Origin of the sequence: Halomonas maura, from assembly GCF_030409305.1 — a bacterium.
GTDB lineage: Bacteria > Pseudomonadota > Gammaproteobacteria > Pseudomonadales > Halomonadaceae > Halomonas > Halomonas maura.
Map to the genome: position 1 here is coordinate 47172 of NZ_JAUFPQ010000021.1, position 20822 is coordinate 67993.

The window sequence follows — 20822 nt, forward strand, 5'->3', positions numbered from 1 at the left end:
CCCTCAGCCTGAGCCGGCACACCCCGGGATTAAACCCATGAATCGTTAAGCTCATGACAGCAAACGCTTACCTTTCCACCGGCCACCTCCCGCAAGACCCACCGCCGGTCGATCACGAAGAGCGTCGTCGAAAAAGTTTGACCAACTGGAAAAAAATGCTCTAGATTGAAATTTACCAGTTGGTAAAAACTCGCTTCACGAGGAGCCAACCGGAACACGGCACAAGCGCACAACAACAACAGGAGGCGCTGCTTATCATGCTGACCCGTCGGCAGGCGCTGGCGCTGGAAACGGCGCCGGATAGCGAATTCCAGGCTCTCTCCGCTCGCGCGGCCCAGCTGCGTGACAGGCACTGGGGCCAGACCCTCACCTACTCCCGCAAGGTCTTCGTGCCACTGACCAACATGTGTCGTGACGACTGTGGCTACTGCACCTTCGTGCAGAAGCCGGGCTCGGCCGCGGCCCGGGTGATGAATCCCGAGGAGGTCATGGCGGTGGTGCGCGAGGGAGAGCGCCTGGGCTGCAAGGAAGTGCTGTTCAGCCTCGGCGAGAAGCCGGAGCGACGCTATCCGGAGGCCCGGGAGGCCCTGGCGGCACTGGGGCACGGCAGCATGATCGACTACCTCGCCGAGATGTGTGCCCGGGTGCTGGACGAGAGCTCGCTGTTGCCCCATGTCAATGCCGGCACCCTGTCGGACGCGGACGTGGCGCGGCTCAAGCCGGTCAGCGTCAGCATGGGCATGATGCTCGAGAACGTCAGCCGGCGCCTGCTGCAGCGTGGCGAGGCTCACTTCGCCTGCCCGGACAAGGTGCCCGTGCAGCGCCTGCGGACCCTGGAGCGGGCGGGCCGCCAGGGCGTGCCCTTCACCACCGGCATCCTCATCGGCATCGGCGAGACCTGGGCCGAGCGGGTCGACAGCCTGCAGGCCATCAACGACCTGCATCGGCGCTACGGTCATATCCAGGAAGTCATCGTCCAGAACTTCCGGGCCAAGCCCGGCACGGCCATGGCGGGCCACCCGGAACCCAGCCTCGACGACATGGTGCGCACCCTGGTGCTGGCCCGCCTGCTGCTGGATCCCTCGATCAGCCTCCAGGCCCCGCCCAATCTCGCCGAACGCTTCGCGGCCTATATCGGCGCCGGCATCAACGACTGGGGAGGCATCTCGCCGGTCACCATCGATCACATCAATCCCGAGCGCGCCTGGCCCCAGATCGCGTCCCTGCGCCAGGCCACGGCCCGTTGCGGCTTTGGGCTGGAGGAGCGACTGGCGGTCTATCCCCGCTATCTGAGGGAGGTGCCGGAGCGGTTCTTCACGCCCTCCATCGCCTCCCGGCTATCCGGCATCGCCCGCGCGGATGGCCTGGCACGACAGCAGTGCCTCTGACCACATGCCCCTGAGCAGGAGTGCCTCCATGACCACCAGCACGACCCTGAATCTCCATCCCCCCTTCCCCGAGGAGCTGTATCGCCGCGGGGTGACAGCGCCCATCCGCGGCATCCTGGAAGGCGTCCTGGGCGGGCAGGAACTGAGTGAAGCCGACGCCATTCGCCTGTTCGGTGTCGAGGGCGCCGAACTCGACGCCCTGACCGCGACCGCCGACCGGCTGCGGGAACAGCGGGTCGGCGATGCCGCCACCTTCGTCATCACCCGCAACATCAACTACACCAACGTCTGCTACATGGGCTGCCGCTTCTGCAACTTCGCCAAGCGCAAGGACGATGCGGACGCCGAATTCTTCGACCTGAAGGAAATCACCCGACGGGCCCAGGAAGCCTGGGATCGCGGCGCCACCGAGGTCTGCATCCAGGGCGGACTGCACCCGGACATTCCGGGCCACTTCTACCGCGACATGCTCAAGGCCATCAAGGGCGCCCTGCCGGACATGCACATCCATGCCTTCTCGCCCTTCGAGATCTGGTTCGGTGCCCGCAAGAGCCGCCTCGGCTACGACGACTTCATCCGCGACCTGGTCGATCATGGCCTCGGCTCCATGCCCGGCACCGCCGCGGAGATCCTCGACTCCGAGATCCGCCAGCAGCTGACCCGCGACAAGCTGACCACCGCCGAGTGGGTCGAGATCATCAAGACGGCCCACCGCCAGGGCCTGCCCACCACCTCGACCATCATGTACGGGCATATCGACGGGCCGGAGCACTGGGCCGCCCACCTGGCCCTGCTCCGCGAGATCCAGAAGGAGACCGGCGGCTTCACCGAATTCGTGCCGCTGGGCTTCGTGCACTACAAGACCCCGCTGTTCCTGGAGCACGAGGGGGTCCGTCCGGGACCCAGTCGTCTCGAGCATATCCGCATGCATGCGGTGGCCCGGCTGATGCTGAACGGCTGGATCGACAACATCCAGGCCTCCTGGGTCAAGCTGGGGCCCGACCTGGCCCGCGAGATGCTGGCCGCCGGCGTGAACGATCTCGGCGGTACCCTGATGAACGAGAGCATCTCGCGGGCCGCCGGCGGCGATCATGGCCAGGAGATGTTGCCCGACGACCTGGCGCGCATGATCCGTCGGATGGGCCGCCAGCCGGTGCGCCGCAACACCCTCTACCGGCATCTCGAGGTCGTCGATGCTCCGGAATCGCACCTGCCCCGGGTGGCGGGAGGCCTGGAATGAGCGGGGGCCAGCCACGCATCACGCTGCTGGCCGGCGGCGTGGGGGGCGCCAAGCTCGCCGTCGGCCTGGCCGCCGTCTGTGCGCCGGACCAGCTGACGGTGATCGGCAACGTGGCCGACGACCAGGAGTTCCATGGCCTCTGGGTCTCGCCGGACATCGACACCCTGACCTACAGCCTGGCCGGGCTCATCGACCGCGAGAAGGGCTGGGGCCTGGCCAACGAGAGCCACCGCGTGCTCGATGGCCTCGCGCGGCTGGGCCGCGACACCTGGATGTACCTGGGCGACCAGGACCTCGCCACCCACATCTACCGCACCGAGCTGCGCCGCCAGGGCCTTCGGCCGAGCGCCATCGCCCAGAGCATCGCCCAGGGCCTGGGCGTGACGACGAACCTGCTGCTGCCCACCGATGACCGCCTGCAGACCCGGGTCAAGACGGAGGCCGGCTGGCTGGCCTTCCAGGAGTACTTCGTGCGCGAGCAGTGCCGCCCCGAGGTCCTCGATATCCGCATCGACGGCCTCGCCGAGGCCCGCCCGACGCCCGAGGCCCTGGCCGCCATCGAGCAGGCCGACCTGCTGCTGATCGCCCCGAGCAATCCCGTGGTCAGCATCGGCCCCATCCTGGACATCCCCGGCATGCGCCGGGCCGTGGAGCGCAGCCGCGCCCGACGCATCGCGGTCTCGCCGCTGATCGGCGGACGCACGGTCAAGGGCCCCGCCGACCGCATGCTGGTCGCCGCCGGCTTCGCCTGCAGCAACCTGGGGGTGGCCGACGGCTATGCCGGACTGATCGACGGCCTGGTGATCGATGCCCAGGACGACGATGACGCCACCGCCCTGGCCGAGCGGGGTCTCGCGGTGAAGACCACCCGGACCCTGATGCGCGATGCGGCCGACAAGGCCCGCCTGGCCCGGGAGGTCCTGGCGTTCGCCGGACAGCCGCAGCCGCAAGACGAGGCCCTGTCATGTCCCTAGATACCCTGATCGTCATCCCGGTCAAGGACTTCGGCGAGGCCAAGAGCCGCCTCGGCCAGGTCCTGGCCCCCGACCGCCGCTCGGCGCTGGCGCGACGGCTGTGCGAACGCACCCTGGCGTTCTTCCGCGAGCGACTGCCCGAGCACGACCTGCTGGTGGTCACCGCCTCGTCGGCCATCGCCGACCTGGCGCGCCGCTACGACGCCGATGTGCTGATGGAAACCCGACCGCGGGGGCTGTCCGCCGCGGCGTCCCTGGCCGCCGAGTGGAGCCGCCGGCAGGGCTATGCGGCCCAGCTGCTGATCCCGGCGGATATCGCCCATCTCGACGAGGCCGAACTGCGCCGGCTGCTGGCCGCTCCCCGTCCCGGCCCCTCGGTACTGATATGCCCGGCCAGCGACGGCGGCACCAACGCCCTGCTGACCACGCCCCCCGATGTGCTGCCGTTCCACTTCGGGGCGCACTCGAGCGAGGCGCATCGCGAAGCGGCTCACCGGCGGGGCCTGCCCTGCCGGATGCTGGACCTCGAGCACCTGCGCTTCGACCTCGATACCCCCGAGGACCTCGACACCCTGGACACTCTCGTTCGTCAACGCAGCGGCGACGCGCCGCAGGAGCTGGTGAAGTTATGGAATCTCTGCTCGACACGCCACCTGACCCCGTCACCGATGACGCCCTGGGCCGCGTGGCTGACGACCCCGTGACCCCGCCCCGCCACGGCGACATCGCCATGCAGACGGTGGCCGGCATCCCGGACATCGTACCGGGAGACGACCTGGCGCAGATCCTGGTCGAGACCCTGTCGCGTCGCGGCCAGCCGCTGCGGGACGGCGACATCCTGGTGATCGCCCACAAGGTCGTCTCCAAGGCGGAGGGCCGGGTGGTGGCCCTCGCCGACATCACCCCGAGCCAGGAGGCCCGCGAACTGGCCGCGCAGGTCAACAAGGACCCGCGCAAGGTCGAGGCCATCCTCGGGGAATCCCGCCGCGTGGTGCGCGCGGTGAAGCGCCCCCAGCAGACGGAAGGCACCCTGATCGCCGAACACCGCCTGGGCTTCATCTGCGCCAATGCGGCGGTGGACGAGTCCAACGTCGGCGCCGAGGACACCATCATCCTGCTGCCGGAGGACCCCGACCGCAGCGCCCGCCGCCTCTGCGAGCGCCTCGAGGCCGCCTTCGGCGTGCGCCTGGGCATCGTGATCACCGACACCTTCGGCCGCCCCTGGCGCATGGGCCTGGTCAACGTGGCCATCGGCCTGGCCCGCGTGCCCAGCCAGGTCGACCTGGTCGGCGAGCGGGACGCCTTCGGCCGGGTGCTGTCGGTGACCATGCCGGCCCTGGCCGACGAGCTCGCGGCAGCCTCGGGCCTGCTGATGGGCAAGAGCGACAAGACCCCGGTGGTGCTGTTCCGGGGCATCGATTGGCAATCCAGCAACAGCTCGGCACGTGACCTGATTCGCCCCCCACAAGAGGACCTGTTCCGATGAGTATTGCAATTCTTGGTGGTACCGGCCCCCAGGGCCGAGGCCTGGCCCTGCGCTTCGCCCGGGCCGGCATCCCGGTCGTGATCGGCTCGCGGGACGCCGGCCGCGCCCGGGCGGCCGCCGACGAGCTCCAGGCCCAGTTGGCCGGCGGGGCGGCGGCCATCGCCGGCGAGGACCTGCGCGGCGCGGTTTCCGCCGCCGACGAGCTGGTCATCCTGGCGGTGCCCTACGCGGCCCATGACGCCACCCTGGAGGCGATCCGCGACCGGCTGGAGGGCAAGACCCTGATCGACATCGTGGTGCCCCTGGCCGATGGCGATCCCAAGGCGGTGGACATGCCGGCCGCCGGTTCCGCCACCGAGGCCGCCCAGGCCCTGCTCGGCGACGGCGTCCCGGTGGTCGGCGCCCTGCACAACGTCTCCGCCACCACCCTCAACGACCTGGACCACGGCATCAACTGCGACGTGCTGGTCTGCGGCAACGACCTGGCGGCCAAGGAGCGCGTCATCGAGCTGATCCGCAAGCTGGATGTGCAGGCCTACAACGCCGGACCGGCCGTCAACGCCCGCTGCATCGAGGCCATCACCCCCATCCTGATCCGCCTCAATATCTCGAAGAAGGTGCCCTTTACCCATGCGGGAATCCGCATCTGGGCGCCCGGCGCCTGAGGTTCCCCGCGCCATGCTGAGCACGACCAACAATCACAACAGAAGGAACACGACGATGGAATTCGGTATCTGTTTCAAGGGCTTCGTCAGCCCCGACCGCGCCCGCAACCTGGTCAAGCAGGCCGAGGAGGCCGGTTTCGACTACTGCTGGTTCTATGACTCGCACATCCTGTGGCGCGAGTGCTATCCGGCCATCGCCATGTGCATGGAACACACCACCCGGATGCGCTTCGCCCCCTGCGTGACCAACCCCAATGCCCGCGACTGGTCGCTGGCGGCGAGCCTCTTCGCCAGCCTGGCCAAGCAGAGTGGCGGGCGCTTCGATATCGGCCTGGGTCGCGGTGACAGCTCGGTGCGCGTGATGGGCAAGAAGCCCGCGCCCCTGGCCCGGGTGGCCGAGTTCACCCACAAGGTGAAGGCCATGGTGCGCGGCGAGGAGGTGATCTACGGCGAGTGCCCGGAACCGGTCAAGTTCCCCTGGGCCGATGGCTACGAGCTGCCGGTCCACATCGGCGCCTATGGCCCCAAGGCGCTCAAGACCGCCGGTGAGGTCGGGGATGGCGTGATCCTGCAGATCGGCGACCCCTACCTGGTCGAATGGCTCGGCAACCAGGCCGTCAAGGCGGGCCAGGAAGCCGGTCGCGACATGACCGACTACAAGGTCATCGTCGCCGCCCCCGCCTATTTCGGCGACAAGGCCAGCTGCATCGAGTCCACCAAGTGGTTCCCGGCCATGGTCGGCAACCATGTGGCCGATATCGTCGAGAAATACGGCACCGACAGCGGCCTGGTGCCCAAGAGCCTCACCGACTACATCGAGAAGCGCAAGGGCTATGACTACTCCAAGCATGGCCAGAGCGACAACCCCTACCTCGACTTCATCACCCCGGAGATCGTCGAGAGCTTCTGCGTGCTGGGCCAGCCCGACGACCATGTCACCAAGCTGCAGCACCTCCAGGAAGCGGGCATGACCCACTTCAACATCTACCTGGACAACGGCGACGAGGAAAACATCATCGCCCAGTACGGCGAGCACATCATCCCGCGCTTCCGCGACTGATCCAGGCGGCCGGTGGCCTCGCCACCGGCCCCTCCTCCACCCCAAGACGCGACAGGGCCAAGCCTCTCACCGGGCCTGGCACGCCCTGGAAAAAAATCGGCCCCTGCGCCCTGTTCACGAAGCCACGGTATTCGGACAACGTTTCGCGAGGCACATCATGCAAGACATCCGCACCAACAAGCAGCGCCTGTGGGACAGCCTGATGGAGATGGGCGAGATCGGCGGCACCGAGAAGGGCGGCTGCTGTCGCCTGGCGCTGACCGACCTCGACAAGCAGGGGCGCGACCTCTTCGTGCGCTGGTGCGAGGACGCCGGCTGCACGATCAGCGTCGACAAGATGGGCAATATCTTCGCGCGCCGGGCCGGCCAGGACGACGCGCTGCCGCCGGTGGTGATGGGCAGCCACCTGGACACCCAGCCCACCGGCGGCAAGTTCGACGGCGTCTATGGCGTGCTCGCCGGCCTCGAGGTGATCCGCACCCTCAACGACAACGGCATCGAGACCCGGGCGCCCATCGAGGCCTCGGTATGGACCAACGAGGAAGGCTCCCGCTTCCCGCCGGCCATGGTGTCGTCCGGCGTCTTTGCCGGCGCCTTCGACCTGGAGTATGGCCTCAGCCGCGCCGACCTGGACGGCAAGACCATGGGCGAGGAGCTGGCCCGCATCGGCTATGCCGGCAGCGCCGAGGTCGGCGGCCGCCCCTTCAAGGCCTTCTTCGAGGCCCATATCGAACAGGGCCCGATCCTCGAGGCGGAGGGCAAGCGGATCGGCGTCGTGACCGATGCCCAGGGCCAGCGCTGGTACGAGATCACGCTGACCGGCCAGGAGTCCCATGCCGGCCCGACCCCCATGCCGACCCGTCGCGATGCCCTGGTGGGCGCCGCGCGAATCGTCGACATGGTCAACCGCATCGGCATGGAACACCAGCCCAATGCCTGCGCCACCATCGGCCTGATGCAGGTGTTCCCCAACTCGCGCAACGTCATTCCCGGCCAGGTGTTCTTCACCGTGGACTTCCGTCACCCGGATGCCGGCGTGCTCGAGCGGATGGACCAGGCGCTGCGGGAAGGCGCCCGGCGCATCGTCGACGACCTCCGGCTGGAGATGGACTTCGAGCAGATCTGGTACTCGCCGCCGGTGCCCTTCGACCGCGACTGCGTGGCCTCGGTCCGCAAGGCCACCGAGTCCCTCGGCCTCAGCCATCGGGAGATGGTCAGCGGCGCCGGCCACGACGCCTGCTACATCTCGCGGGTCGCGCCCACCTCGATGATCTTCGTGCCCTGCGAGGACGGGATCAGTCACAACGAGGCCGAGCGAGCCGCCCCGGATGACCTGGCGGCGGGCTGCGACGTGCTGCTCAAGGCGGTGCTGGAGCGCGCCAACCACTGATGACGAGTCCCACCGGACCCAGGAGAACCACAATGCGCATATCGGTCATGCGGGAGCGTCACCCCGGCGAAGCCAGGGTGGCCCTGGTCCCCGCGAATGTCTCGACCCTGGTCGGCCTCGGCTGCCAGATCTTCGTGGAGACCGGCGCCGGCGACGCCGCCGGCTTCAGCAACGCCAGCTATCGCGAGGCGGGCGCCGAGATCCTCGAGACGCGTGCCCAGCTAGTGGAGAGAAGCGAGATCATCCTCTGCGTCGATGCCTCCCGCGAAGAAGGCCTCGCCGACCTGCAGGACGGCCAGGTCTGTATCGGCCTGATGGATCCGCTCAGCCATTGCGACCGCTTCAGCGATCTCGCCAAGCGCGGTATCACGACCCTCGCGCTGGAGCTGGTGCCCCGCATCAGCCGCGCCCAGAGCATGGATGCCCTGTCCTCCATCGCCACCTTGGCCGGCTACAAGGCCGTCTTGCTGGCCGCCGCCCAGGCGCCGCGCATCTTCCCGATGATGATGACCGCGGCCGGCACCCTGAATCCCTCCCGGGTCTTCATCATGGGCGCCGGGGTCGCCGGCCTCCAGGCCGCCGCGACGGCCAAGCGGCTGGGCGCCGTGGTGGAAGCCTATGACGTCCGCCCGGCGGCACGGGAACAGATCCTCTCGGTGGGCGCCAAGCCGGTCGAACTGGACCTGGACACCTCGGCCGCCGAGGGACAGGGCGGCTACGCCAGCCAGCAGGATGACGACTTCCTCGATCGCCAGCGAGAGCAGATGAGCACGGTGCTTGCCCAGCAGGATGTGGTCATCACCACGGCGGCGATCCCCGGTGCCAAGGCGCCGGTGCTGATCACCGAGGAGATGGTGAAGGGCATGAAGGCCGGCGCCGTGATCGTCGATCTCGCCGCCGAGCGCGGCGGCAACTGCGAGCTGAGCCAGCCGGGCGAGGTGGTCAGCGTCTACGGCGTCACCATCATCGGGCCGACCAATATCGTCGCCACCCTGCCCCACCATGCCAGCCAGATGTACGGCCGCAACCTCGAGAACCTGCTGCGCCACCTGCTGGATCACGAGGGGCGCCTGCAGCTCGACTTCGAGGACGAGATCCTCGACGAGACGGTGGTGACCCACGCGGGCGAAGTGCGCGCCGCCCGCATACGCGAGCGCCTGGCGCTTCCTATCAAGGCCTGCAAGGAGGTGGCGTGATGGACATGATGATCATGCAAGTGTCCCTGTTCGTGCTGGCCGTCATCCTGGGGGTCGAGCTGATCACCAAGGTGCCGGCCACCCTGCATACCCCGCTGATGTCGGGCAGCAACGCCATTTCCGGCATCACCCTGGTGGGGGCCCTGCTCGCCGCCGGTTCCGGCGAGGTCAGCGGCCTCTGGGTGTCGGTGCTGGGCATGATGGCCGTGACCCTCGCCACCATCAACGTGGTGGGTGGCTTCATGGTCACCAACCGCATGCTGCGCATGTTCAGCCGGAGGGGATAAGCCATGAGCCTGTCATTCGTCAACCTGTTCTACCTGCTCTCCGCCGTGCTGTTCATCGGCGGCATCAAGGGCCTGACGCGCCCACGCACCGCGGTGCGCGGGAACCTGATGGCGGCCATCGGCATGCTGCTGGCGGTGGTGGTGACCCTGCTGGACCGCTCGATCCTCTCCTACGGCTGGATCCTCACCGGCGCCGTCATCGGGGCCGCCATCGGCGTGCTGCTGGCCACCCGCATCCAGATGACCGCCATGCCGCAGATGGTGGCGCTGCTCAATGGCTTCGGCGGCGGCGCCTCGCTGGCCGTGGCCCTGGCCAGCTTCCTCTCCACCAGTGGCCCGGTGGCGGCCTCCGGCATCGTCGGCCTCATCGCCATCGGCCTGACGGTACTGATCGGCGCGGTGACCCTGACGGGCAGCGCCGTGGCCTTCGGCAAGCTGCAGGAACTGCTGCCCGGCAGGCCCATGGGCTTCAAGGGCATCACGCTGTTCAACGGCGTGATGCTCATCGCGGCGCTGGCCATCGTGGCCAGCCTGGGCACCGGCCATGGCGGCATCGGCCTGGTGCTGCTGCTGACCGCGATCGCCCTGGTGCTGGGGGTGACCCTGGTCGTGCCCATCGGCGGGGCCGACATGCCGGTGGTGATCGCCCTGCTCAACGCCTACTCGGGGATCGCCGCCGCCGCCGCCGGCTTCATCATGGGCAACACCGTACTGATCGTGTCCGGGGCCCTGGTGGGCGCCTCCGGCCTGATCCTGACCCGCATCATGTGCGTGGCCATGAACCGCTCCCTGGCGGGCGTGCTGTTCGGCTCTCTCTCCGAGGAAGGGGGCGAGGCGATGGATGCCGACGAGGTCTATGCCGGCAAGGTCAAGTCCTCCTCCGCGGAGGAAGTCGGCATGCTGCTGGAAACCGCCCAGCGCGTGGTGATCGTCCCGGGCTTCGGCCTGGCCATGGCCCAGGCCCAGCATGCGGTCCGTGACCTGGCCGACACCCTGGAGCGCCGCGGTGCGGAGGTGATCTACGGCCTGCATCCGGTGGCCGGTCGCATGCCAGGGCACATGAACGTGCTGCTCGCCGAGGCGGAAGTCGACTACGACAAGATGCAGCCCATGGAGCAGATCAATCCGCACTTCGCCCAGACCGACGTGGTGATCGTGATCGGTGCCAACGACGTCACCAATCCCCTGGCCCGCGAGGACAAGGGCAGCCCCATCTATGGCATGCCGATCCTCGACGTCGACCAGGCGCGCACCGTGATCGTGGTCAAGCGCAGCCTCAGTCCCGGCTTTGCCGGCCTGCCCAACCCGCTGTTCGCCAAGGACAACACCCTGATGCTCTTCGGCGATGGCAAGCAGGCGATCCTCGACCTGACGGGCGCCCTCAACGAGGCCGCCTGAGCAGGCATGAAGGGGGCGGGGGCCAGCGGCGTCCCCGTCCTCTCGTGCTGGACGCGGGCGCAAGGCGTGTGGCGGGGGCGATGCGGGGATGGACACCCAGCGCGCGGTCAGCCCCTCGTCAAGTTCCACGTCCGAGAGCCAGCCACCCACTCAAGAAAGGCGCTGTTCCCCGAAACACCGCCTGTTCTTTCTGTAACCCGTCAGGCCATCAAGGCGAACCGCTCGACGCCCTCGGCCCGATCAGGGTGTCGTCTCGACCAGGCCGGTGCCCTTGAGGATCACGTGCACCAGGAAGTCACCGGCCCGCTGGAAGTCCCCCTCGTCCAGGCTTTCCTTGCCCAGCGCCATGCCGATCTGCGTGGAGAAGTCGGCATAGGTCTGCGTGGATGCCCAGATGGTGAAGAACAGGTGCTCGGGATCGACCGGGTCCATCCGCCCCTCGGCGATCCAGCTTTTCACCAGCGCGATATCGGAATCGAGCTGTGGCAGCAGGTTGTTGCGCATGTATTCCTGCAGGTGAGGCGCGCCGCTGATGATCTCGTTGGCGAACACCTTGGAACCGTTGGGCCGGGTACGGGAAATCTCCAGCTTGCCGCGGATATAGTTCTCGAGCATGGCCCGGGGACTGTCGCTCTCCTGCTCGAGCAGGGCCATCTTCTCGATCCACAGGTCCAGGATATTCCGGATCACCTGGTGATAGAGGCTCTCCTTGGAAGGAAAGTAGTAGAGCATGTTCTGCTTCGAGAGGCCGGCCCGCTCGGCGATCGCCTCGAGAGACACCCCGTTGTAGCCCAGATGGGCGAAGGCTTCCTCCGCCGCGGCCAGTATCTTCGCCTCCTGCGCCGCGCGAGCGGGCGAGGGCTTCCTGGGTTTCGCCCTGTGCTGATGGTCGCTCATCCGGTATCCAGCTCCCTTATGGTGCAGTTCCACGGGCAAGACGCATCCGGCCCTCGCGCATGCCCCAGCCTCGGGGCTGCTGCCGCGTTTTTGGCCAATTCTACCATACCCCCCTGGCCCTCAAGGGGCGCACGCAGGGCGAAGAAGCATCGTGACGGGCGACCGCAGGGGGCCAACGGATCGGCAGGGTAGGCAGGGAAGACCACCCCGGAAGGGAAAAAACTGGCGGGGGCCTTCCCCCGCCAGAAGGGGGACGATCAGCGCTCGACCGGCTGGGGCTCCTGGAGGGCACCCTGCTTGGCCATGGCCTCGAACACCGGGGCAAAGGGCGGACGGTGCAGGTAGCGCCCGGCCCCCCGCTCGGCCCTCAGCTCGCCGTTGCACCAGACGATCCGGCCATGGCTGAGCGTATGGGAGGGAATACCGGTCACGGTACGGCCCTCGAAGATGTTGAAGTCCACGCTCATGTGGTGGGTCTCGGCGGAGATGGTCCGGGAGCCTTGCGGGTCCCAGACCACGATATCGGCATCCGCGCCCACCGAGATGCTGCCCTTCCGCGGGTAGAGGTTGAACAGCTTGGCCGTATTCGTCGAGGTGACGGCCACGAACTCGTTGGGGGTCAGGCGTCCCTTGTTGACGCCCTCGTCCCAGAGGATCGCCAGGCGGTCCTCGACGCCGGCGGTGCCGTTGGGAATCTTGGTGAAGTCGTCGCGGCCGGCCGCCTTCTGGTCGGTGCAGAAGCAGCAATGGTCGGTGGCCGTGGTCTGCAGGTTGCCGCCCTGCAGCCCGTGCCAGAGGGCCTCCTGGTGCTCCTTGGGACGGAAGGGCGGGCTCATGACGTGCGCGGCGGCGAAGTCGAAATCCTTGCTGCGATAGACACTGTCATCGATGGTCAGGTGACCCGCCAGCACCTCGCCATAGACCCGCTGGCCGGAGGTGCGCGCCCGGGTGATGGCATCCAGGGATTCCTTGCAGGACACGTGGACCAGGTAGATCGGCACGTTCATGGCCCGGGCGACCTGGATCGCGCGATTCGCCGCCTCGCCCTCGACCAGCGGTGGGCGTGACAGGGGATGGGCTTCCGGGCCGGTGATGCCCTTGTCCAGCATCTCCTGCTGCAGTTGGTAGACGAGTTCGCCGTTCTCGGCATGCACGGTGGGCATCGCGCCGAGTTCCACCGAGCGCCGGAAGCTTTTCACCAGCGTCTCGTCATCGGCCATGATGGCATTCTTGTAGGCCATGAAGTGCTTGAAGCTGTTGACCCCGTGATCGCGCACCAGGGTCCCCATGTCCTCGCGGACCGAGTCGTCCCACCAGGTGATGGCCACGTGAAAGCTATAGTCGGTAGCGGCTTTCTCGGCCCACTCTCGCCACTGCTCATAGGCCTCCATCAGCCGCTGTCCCGGCTTGGGGATGACGAAGTCGATGATGCTGGTGGTACCGCCGGCCAGGGCGGCGGCGGTGCCGGTATAGAAGTCGTCGCTGGCCACGGTTCCCATGAAGGGAAACTGCATATGGGTGTGGGGGTCGATACCGCCAGGCATCACGTACTGCCCGGCAGCGTCGATCACCTCGGCCGAGGCCGGCACCGCGAGGTCCTCGCCGATGGCGGCGATCCGACCATCCTCGCAGTAGATATCGGCCCGGAAGCTGTGGTCGGCGGTGACGACGGTGCCACCCTTGATCAGAACGGACATAGGGCTCTCCTTGTTATTCGACGGCGGTGTGGGTGTCGGGGCGTGGCGCCGACACGGCGGGGCGACTCAGCCGCATGAGCGTCAGGTAGACGGTGGCGCCGACGGCCACCCCGACGAACCAGGCATAGTTGTAGAGCGTGGAGAACAGGCTCGGCACGCTGTCGATCAGGCCGGCGGCCGACAGGAAACCGGGCAGGTTGGGCAGCACGGCAATGCCGAAGGCCAGGAAGGCATGCGGGTTCCAGCCATGCCGGTAGCTGTAGCAGCCGTCGCTCTTGAACAGGTCGTCGGCCGACAGCTCGGTCTTACGCAGCAGCAGGTAATCCGCCAGCATGATGCCGGCCAGGGGCCCGAGCAGCGCGGAGTAACCGATCAGCCAGGTGAAGATGTAGGCGCCGGTCGACTCCAGCAGCTTCCAGGGCATGATGGCGATGCCCAGGCCGGCGGTGATGTAGCCGCCCATCTTGAAGGTGATCCTGCCCGGGCTGAGGTTGGAGAAGCCGTTGGCCGGCGCCACGACATTGGCCGCCAGGTTGGTCGTCACCGTCGCGATCAGCAGGGCGATCAGCGCGATGATGACCGCCAGGCCGCCCATGCGCTCGGTGATGGCGACCGGATCCCACAGCGCCTCGCCATAGATCACCACGGTGGCCGAAGCCACGGCCACGGCGATGAAGGCCAATAGCGCCATGGGGATCGGCAGCCCGACCGCCTGGCCGATGAACTGGTGCTTCTGGTCCTTGGCGAAGCGGGTGAAGTCGGGGATGTTCAGGGCCAGGGTGGCCCAGAAGCCCACCATGGCCGTCAGCCCCGGCCAGAACACCTGCCAGAATTCGCCCTCCCGGGCCCCGCCCTCGACGAACTGGGACGGCGTGGACAGCATGGGCCCGAGGCCCCCGGCCTTGACCACGGCCCAGACCAGCAGGCCAAGCGACATGGCGATCAGGAAGGGCGCCGCATAGGTCTCGAGGGCACGGATCGATTCGGTCCCGTTGGCAATGAAATAGACATGCATGGCCCAGCAGGCGAGGAAGCAGAGGAACTGCGCCATATCGATGCCCAGGCCGGGAATCGGCTCACCGACCAGCGCATGGTCGGTCAGGATATTGAGGATGACATAGATGGCCGAGCCGCCGACCCAGGTCTGGATGCCGAACCAGCCACAGCCCACGACCCCTCGCATCATGGCCGCCAGCTTCGCGCCGGAGGTACCGAAGGAGGCGCGCAACAGCACCGGGAAGGGAATACCATGCTTGGTGCCGGCATGCCCGATCAGCAGCATGGGGGCCAGCACGATCAGGTTGCCGAGAAAGACGGTCAGCACCGCCTGCCACCACGACATGCCTTCGGGCACCAGACTCGCCGCCAGCATGTAGGCCGGCACGCACACCACCATGGCGACCCAGAGGCCGGCGATGTTCTGCCAGTTCCAGGTCCGCTGTGCCCTGTCCACGGGAGCCAGGTCGGCATTCCATAGATCCGGACAGTACTCGCCTCGGCGATCGGCTCCTCCGCCGATTACCGCGTCATCGCTTGTATGAGTCATTGTGTATTACCCAGAGAGTTGTTGTTGTAGTCCTGGCGCAGCCCAGGTGCGGATGTCATGCGAGCTCACCGGGCCTCGTGGGCCATCCGGCGACTATTGCTCGATCAGCTCGTCGTAGGATTCGGGGCGGCGGTCACGGAAGAACTGCCAGCCGTTTCTCACTTCACGGATCAGGTCCAGGTCGATCTCATGCACCAGGAGCTCATCCTGGTCCTCGCTGGCCTGGGCCTCGATCTTGCCCAGCGGATTCACGATATAGCTGGAACCGTAGAACTCGCCCATCTGCTCATCCCAGGGGGCCTCGCGCCCGACGCGGTTGATGGCTCCGATGAAGACGCCATTGGCGGCCGCCGAGGCGGGCTGTTCCAGCTCCCAGAGGTAGCGACTCTTGCCGGCCACCGTGGCGGAGGGATTGACGATATATTCGGCGCCGTTCAGAGCGAGCGCCCGCCAGCCCTCCGGGAAGTGACGGTCGTAGCAGATATAGACCCCCAGCTTGCAGTAGGCCGTATCGAAGACCGGATAGCCGCTGTTTCCCGGCTTGAAGTACAGCTTCTCCCAGAAGCCGGGAGCCGTGTCGGGGATATGATTCTTGCGATACTTGCCCAGGTAGGTGCCATCGGCATCGATGACCGCCGCGGTGTTGTAGTAGACACCGGTGATGTCCTCCTCATAGATCGGCACCACGATCACCATCCGGTGCTTTCTGGCATATTCCTGCATCAGCCTGGTGGTGGGACCGTCGGGAATTCGCTCCGCGGCGTCGTACCATTTCCTGTCCTGGCTGGGGCAGAAATAGGGTTGGGTGAAGACTTCCTGAAAACAGAGCACCTGTACGCCCTGCTTTCCTGCCTCATCGATCAAGGGCAGGTGGGCCTCGAGCATCTGTTCCCGGATCCGCTCCGGAGGCATCGAGGCGTCGCCCTTGAGGCCCATCTGGATCAGGCCGCACTTCAACTTTCTCATCGCACACCCCTCTTGTTGTTGTGGGATTAGGCTTCTCGATCCTGGCCACCCCCTACTGAATGACCAAAGGATTGATTAGAAAATACGCTTATCTTGTCAGGCATCACCAGGAAAAATTGAAGGCTGCCGGGAGGCGAAAAAGCTGGCCACAACCGAGCGACACACCCCGCGAACCCCGACCATCCATGCCGAAAAAGAACGGCAAAAAACCCTAAAATACAGACAATTACTCGATCACAACCCGAAGTATCGTAGCGCTACCGGTTTTTTACCTTTTGGTAAAGGTAAAAGGCGCTTTTCGGATGGTCAAGGATAAATTTTTCCATAAGGTAAAACGGACTCCCCGTGCGCCACGATGGCAATGCCGCCAGGCTCAGCGCACCAGGGCAGGGCATGATCCGGGCGGTGTCTGGCGCAGTTCGCGCGAGGGTTGCCGGCAAGCCGGTGGCGGGAAGCAGAGGGCGTTCAGCCCTCCACCCGCTGGCCCAGTTCCTCGAGATAGCTTTCCAGGACCCGATTGGGCGGGGCCCCCTTGCGGGTGATGGCGCTGTAGCGGGTGACGTAGCGGCAGGTGTCCGGGTTCAGGGCGCGCAACCGGTCGTCACGCACCCAGCGCTCGGCGAAATGGGTCGGCAGGTAGCCGATATAGCGGCCGGAGAGGATCAGGAAGGCGATGCCTTCCCGGTCCGTGGCCGATGCGGTGGCCTTGAGGGGTTCATGCAGCGCCTTGATCTCCGGACTCTGGGCATAGGCCGGCGTCACGGCATCGCTGCTCGCCAACTGCCCGTCGGTCACGGTCTCGGCATCGAACAGCGGGTGGCCGCAAGCGCAGTAGAGCTGCGACGTCTCCTCGTAGAGCGAGAGGTAGTTAAGCCCGGGCAGGGTCTTGATTGCGGGTACGACCCCGGTGTGCAGGCGGCCGTCCAGCACGCCGAGCTCGATATCGTGGGGCGGGATCATGCGGATGTTGATGCGCACGTCGGGACCGCGCTCCTTCAGCGCGCTGAGCGCATCGGTGATGTGCATCTGCGGCATGGTCACCAGGTTGTCGGTGATGCCGATGTTCAGCTCGCCCTTGAGCCAGGCGTGAAGGCTGTTGACGCGGGTACGGAACCCTTCCGTCGCCGCCAGCAGCTGCAGGGTGGCTTCAAAGACCTCGGCGCCCTCGTCGGTCAGGGCGAACCCGCTGCGGCCCCGTTGGCACAGGCGCAGGGCCAGACGCGTCTCCAGGTCGCTCATCGCCATGCTGATGGCGGCGCGGCTGATGTTCAGCTCCACCTCGGCGGCGGAGAAGCCACCGCACTCCACGACCTTGCGATAGATGCGCAGCAGCCGAAGGTCCGCATCGCTGAGCTGTCCCGTCAGGGCCTCCTTGCGGCGTGTCATGGCCTCTCCCCTCGCGGTGACGTGTCTCCCGCCGGCTCGGCGGGACGAACTTGAAAGTTAATCCAGTGCTTACATGAAATTCAACAAGTCTAGATTTAACTTATCGCCGCCCTGAACCACGCTTCCCTGCACAACCTCCAACAAGACGATGACCACAGAGGGTGCTGCCATGTCAGATCGTTCTCCCCAGCAGACCGCGGGCCTGACCGCCGAGCAGCTGGATGCCTACTGGATGCCCTACTCCGGCAACCGCCAGTTCAAGCGCGACCCGCGGATCATCGTCGGCGCCGAGGGCAGCTACTACACCGCGGCCGACGGGCGCCGGATCTACGATGGCCTCTGCGGCCTGTGGACCTGCGGTGCCGGCCATGGCCGTCCCGAGATCGCCGAGGCGGTCCACCGGCAGCTGCGCCAGCTGGACTATGCCCCGGCCTTCCAGTACGGCCACCCCAAGGCCTTCGAGCTGGCCCACCGGATCCGTGAGCTGACCCCGAAGGGGCTCGATCACGTGTTCTTCACCGGCTCCGGCTCGGAGAGCGCCGACACCTCGCTGAAGATCGCCCGCGCCTACTGGCGCAAGAAGGGCAAGCCGACCAAGACCAAGCTGATCGGTCGCTCCAAGGGCTATCACGGCGTCAACTTCGGCGGCATCAGCCTGGGCGGCATCGGCGCCAACCGCGTGCTGTTCGGCCAGGGCATCGATGCCGACCACCTGCCGCATACCCTGCTCAAGGAAAACGCCTTCACGCGTGGCATGCCCGAGCACGGGGCCGAGCGCGCCGACGAGCTGCTGGAGCTGATCGCCCTGCACGATGCCTCCAACATCGCCGCGGTGATCGTCGAGCCGATGGCCGGCTCCGCCGGGGTGATCCCGCCGCCCCGGGGCTACCTCAAGCGCCTGCGCGAGATCTGCGATGCCCACGACATCCTGCTGATCTTCGACGAGGTCATCACCGGCTTCGGGCGCATGGGGTCGATGACCGGTGCCGAGGAGTTCGGCGTGGTGCCGGACATCATGAACGTCGCCAAGCAGTTGACCAACGGCGCGGTGCCCATGGGCGGGGTCATCGTGCAGGGGGAGATCTACCACACCTTCATGGAGCAGGGCGGTCCCGACTACATGATGGAGCTGCCCCACGGCTACACCTACTCGGGGCATCCGGTGGCCTGTGCCGCGGCCCTGGCGTCCCTTGACGTGCTCGAGAACGATCGCCTGATCGACCGCGTGCGGGAGATGGCGCCGCGCTTCGAGGATGCCCTGCACGGCCTGAAGGGCAGCCGCCATGTCAGCGATATCCGCAACTACGGCCTCGCCGGCGCCCTGCAGATCGAGGCCTACCCCGGCGAACCGGCCCGCCGGCCCTTCGAGATCGCGATGAAGTGCTGGGACAAGGGTTTCTACGTGCGCTACGGCGGCGACACCATCCAGCTGGGCCTGCCCTTCATCGTCGAGCGCGACGAGATCGACCGACTCATCAACGCCCTTGGCGACGCCATCGGCGAACTGGGCTAAGCACTAATTCAAAGCATCCGGTGAGATGAGCGCCGGGGACAAGGCGGAGCGAGGGTCTTTTGACCAGGGACGGCAAAAGTAGCGTCCAGGGAAGGATTTACAGCGCCCTCGCCAAGGCTTGGCGCCGGGTCAGCTCATCACCTGTGACGGGGAAGCTCTAAAGCACCTCACCACTGAATGACTTCTTAGAGAGGTAATTCCATGACCACACTTGGCCATCTGATCAACGGCACTCGAGTCGACGACGCCGTGCGCACCCAGGACATCTTCAACCCCTCCACCGGCGAGGTCGCCGGCCAGGTGAGCCTGGCCAGCAAGGCCACCGTCGAGGAGGCCATCGCCGCCGCCGAGGCCGCCTTCCCGGCCTGGCGCGACACCCCGCCCGCCAAGCGGGCCCGGGTGATGTACCGCTTCAAGGCGCTGCTGGAGCAGCATGCCGACGAGATCGCCCGGCTGATCGGCCAGGAACACGGCAAGATCGTCCACGATGCCAAGGGCGAACTGCAGCGCGGCATCGAGAACGTCGAGTACGCCTGCGGTGCCCCGGAGCTGCTCAAGGGCGAGTACAGCAAGAACACCGGCCCCGGCATCGATTCCTGGAGCGAGTTCCAGCCGCTGGGCGTGGTCGCCGGCATCACGCCGTTCAACTTCCCGGCCATGGTGCCGTTGTGGATGTACCCGATGGCCATCGCCTGCGGCAACACCTTCGTCCTCAAGCCCTCCGAGCGCGACCCGACCTCGGCGCTGTTCATCGCCGAGCTGGCGCTGGAGGCCGGCCTGCCCGCCGGCGTGCTGAACGTGGTCAACGGTGACAAGGACGCCGTCGACACCCTGCTCGACGACGACCGCGTGAAGGCCGTGAGCTTCGTCGGCTCCACGCCGATCGCCGAGACCATCTACCGCCGCGCCAGCGCCAACGGCAAGCGCTGCCAGGCGCTGGGCGGCGCCAAGAACCACGCCATCGTCATGCCCGACGCCGACATGGACAACGTGGTCAACTCGCTGACCGGGGCGGCCTTCGGCTCCTCGGGCGAGCGCTGCATGGCGCTGTCGGTGGCCGTCGCCGTGGGCGACGCGGCGGCCGACGCCCTGATCGAGAAGATGCAGGCCCAGATGAAGACCCTCAGGGTCGGCCCCCACTTCGACGCCGAGAACGACTTCGGTCCGGTGATCACCCGGGCCCATCAGGAGAAGGTCTGCGGCTATATCGACAGCGCCGAGCGCCAGGGCGCCAGGATCGTCGTCGACGGCCGCGGGGTCCAGGTGCCCGGCCACGAGCAGGGCTTCTACGTCGGCGGCACCCTGATCGACCGCGTGACCCCCGACATGACCTGCTACCTCGAGGAGATCTTCGGCCCGGTGCTGCTGGTGGTTCGCGCCGACTCCATGGAGGAGGCCATGCGACTGATCGACGATCACGAGTACGGCAACGGCACCTGCATCTACACCCGTGACGGCGAGGCGGCCCGCTTCTTCAGCGACCGCATCCAGGTGGGCATGGTCGGCATCAACGTGCCGCTGCCGGTGCCGGTGTCCTACCACAGTTTCGGCGGCTGGAAGCGCTCGCTGTTCGGCGACCTGAGTGCCTACGGCCCGGATGCCGTGCGCTTCTATACCAAGCGCAAGACCGTCACCCAGCGCTGGCCGTCGGCCGGGATTCGCGAGGGCGCGCAGTTCTCCTTCCCCTCCTGATGCTCCATGACCGGCAGTGACGCCCTGCCGACAAGACGGGC

Annotated in this window: 18 protein-coding genes; 13 read left to right on the forward strand and 5 right to left on the reverse strand. The window is 66.9% G+C overall.

Annotation, left to right across the window (positions count from 1 at the left end):
- Nucleotides 1-257: 257 nt before the first annotated feature.
- The 11 genes from cofG to QWY76_RS14360 all read left to right on the forward strand — a co-directional run bounded on the left by cofG (nucleotide 258) and on the right by QWY76_RS14360 (nucleotide 11084).
- Nucleotides 258-1388: a 7,8-didemethyl-8-hydroxy-5-deazariboflavin synthase CofG gene (gene cofG / locus QWY76_RS14310; protein WP_290311973.1), complete on the forward strand. Its 1131-nt coding sequence runs from the start codon at nucleotides 258-260 to the stop codon at nucleotides 1386-1388.
- Between the two features lie 28 nt (nucleotides 1389-1416).
- Nucleotides 1417-2628 (forward strand): 5-amino-6-(D-ribitylamino)uracil--L-tyrosine 4-hydroxyphenyl transferase CofH, encoded by a 1212-nt coding sequence (cofH, locus tag QWY76_RS14315; protein WP_290311975.1) that lies wholly within the window; start codon nucleotides 1417-1419, stop codon nucleotides 2626-2628.
- On the forward strand, nucleotides 2625-3602 hold the full coding sequence (cofD, locus tag QWY76_RS14320; RefSeq protein WP_290311976.1) for a 2-phospho-L-lactate transferase: 978 nt from the start codon (nucleotides 2625-2627) through the stop codon (nucleotides 3600-3602). The genes cofH and cofD overlap by 4 nt, the downstream gene beginning before the upstream one ends.
- Nucleotides 3593-4306, forward strand: coding sequence for a 2-phospho-L-lactate guanylyltransferase (cofC, locus tag QWY76_RS14325; RefSeq protein WP_290311977.1), 714 nt, complete (start codon nucleotides 3593-3595; stop codon nucleotides 4304-4306). Before cofD ends, cofC begins: the two co-directional genes overlap by 10 nt.
- A complete protein-coding gene (gene cofE, locus QWY76_RS14330; RefSeq protein WP_290311978.1) occupies nucleotides 4231-5088 on the forward strand; it encodes a coenzyme F420-0:L-glutamate ligase in 858 nt (285 codons plus the stop codon). Before cofC ends, cofE begins: the two co-directional genes overlap by 76 nt.
- The gene (gene npdG / locus QWY76_RS14335) at nucleotides 5085-5753 is read left to right on the forward strand and encodes an NADPH-dependent F420 reductase (protein ID WP_290311979.1); all 669 of its coding nucleotides are present in this window, start codon (nucleotides 5085-5087) and stop codon (nucleotides 5751-5753) included. Before cofE ends, npdG begins: the two co-directional genes overlap by 4 nt.
- Nucleotides 5754-5808: 55 nt before the next feature.
- Entirely contained in the window at nucleotides 5809-6813 is a 1005-nt protein-coding gene (locus QWY76_RS14340) for a TIGR03842 family LLM class F420-dependent oxidoreductase (RefSeq protein WP_290311980.1), read from the forward strand.
- 157 nt (nucleotides 6814-6970) lie between these two features.
- Nucleotides 6971-8203 (forward strand): Zn-dependent hydrolase, encoded by a 1233-nt coding sequence (locus QWY76_RS14345; RefSeq protein WP_290311981.1) that lies wholly within the window; start codon nucleotides 6971-6973, stop codon nucleotides 8201-8203.
- Nucleotides 8204-8235: 32 nt separating this feature from the next.
- Entirely contained in the window at nucleotides 8236-9399 is a 1164-nt protein-coding gene (locus QWY76_RS14350; protein ID WP_290311982.1) for a Re/Si-specific NAD(P)(+) transhydrogenase subunit alpha, read from the forward strand.
- Nucleotides 9399-9686 (forward strand): NAD(P) transhydrogenase subunit alpha part 2, encoded by a 288-nt coding sequence (locus tag QWY76_RS14355; RefSeq protein ID WP_290311983.1) that lies wholly within the window; start codon nucleotides 9399-9401, stop codon nucleotides 9684-9686. Before QWY76_RS14350 ends, QWY76_RS14355 begins: the two co-directional genes overlap by 1 nt.
- A 3-nt stretch (nucleotides 9687-9689) precedes the next feature.
- A complete protein-coding gene (locus tag QWY76_RS14360) occupies nucleotides 9690-11084 on the forward strand; it encodes an NAD(P)(+) transhydrogenase (Re/Si-specific) subunit beta (RefSeq protein ID WP_290311984.1) in 1395 nt (464 codons plus the stop codon).
- Between the two features lie 240 nt (nucleotides 11085-11324).
- On the opposite strand, the gene QWY76_RS14365 is transcribed toward QWY76_RS14360, so the two are convergent.
- From QWY76_RS14365 to QWY76_RS14385, 5 genes are all read right to left on the reverse strand, one after another.
- A complete protein-coding gene (locus QWY76_RS14365) occupies nucleotides 11325-11981 on the reverse strand; it encodes a TetR family transcriptional regulator C-terminal domain-containing protein (RefSeq protein ID WP_290311985.1) in 657 nt (218 codons plus the stop codon).
- A 257-nt stretch (nucleotides 11982-12238) separates the two neighbouring features.
- Entirely contained in the window at nucleotides 12239-13678 is a 1440-nt protein-coding gene (hydA, locus tag QWY76_RS14370; protein WP_290311987.1) for a dihydropyrimidinase, read from the reverse strand.
- 13 nt (nucleotides 13679-13691) lie between these two features.
- Nucleotides 13692-15224: an NCS1 family nucleobase:cation symporter-1 gene (locus QWY76_RS14375; protein WP_290311988.1), complete on the reverse strand. Its 1533-nt coding sequence runs from the start codon at nucleotides 15222-15224 to the stop codon at nucleotides 13692-13694.
- 93 nt (nucleotides 15225-15317) lie between these two features.
- Nucleotides 15318-16190 carry a nitrilase-related carbon-nitrogen hydrolase gene (locus QWY76_RS14380; RefSeq protein WP_290311989.1) on the reverse strand — a complete coding sequence of 291 codons (873 nt, stop codon included), beginning with the start codon at nucleotides 16188-16190 and terminating at the stop codon, nucleotides 15318-15320.
- A 465-nt stretch (nucleotides 16191-16655) separates the two neighbouring features.
- Nucleotides 16656-17576 carry a LysR family transcriptional regulator gene (locus QWY76_RS14385; RefSeq protein ID WP_290311990.1) on the reverse strand — a complete coding sequence of 307 codons (921 nt, stop codon included), beginning with the start codon at nucleotides 17574-17576 and terminating at the stop codon, nucleotides 16656-16658.
- Between the two features lie 169 nt (nucleotides 17577-17745).
- Between QWY76_RS14385 and aptA the strand changes: the two genes are divergently transcribed.
- Together aptA and QWY76_RS14395 are read left to right on the forward strand one after the other, a co-directional pair.
- Nucleotides 17746-19089 carry an omega-aminotransferase AptA gene (aptA, locus tag QWY76_RS14390; RefSeq protein ID WP_290311991.1) on the forward strand — a complete coding sequence of 448 codons (1344 nt, stop codon included), beginning with the start codon at nucleotides 17746-17748 and terminating at the stop codon, nucleotides 19087-19089.
- Nucleotides 19090-19290: 201 nt separating this feature from the next.
- Nucleotides 19291-20781 carry a CoA-acylating methylmalonate-semialdehyde dehydrogenase gene (locus QWY76_RS14395; RefSeq protein ID WP_290311992.1) on the forward strand — a complete coding sequence of 497 codons (1491 nt, stop codon included), beginning with the start codon at nucleotides 19291-19293 and terminating at the stop codon, nucleotides 20779-20781.
- Nucleotides 20782-20822: the final 41 nt, after the last annotated feature.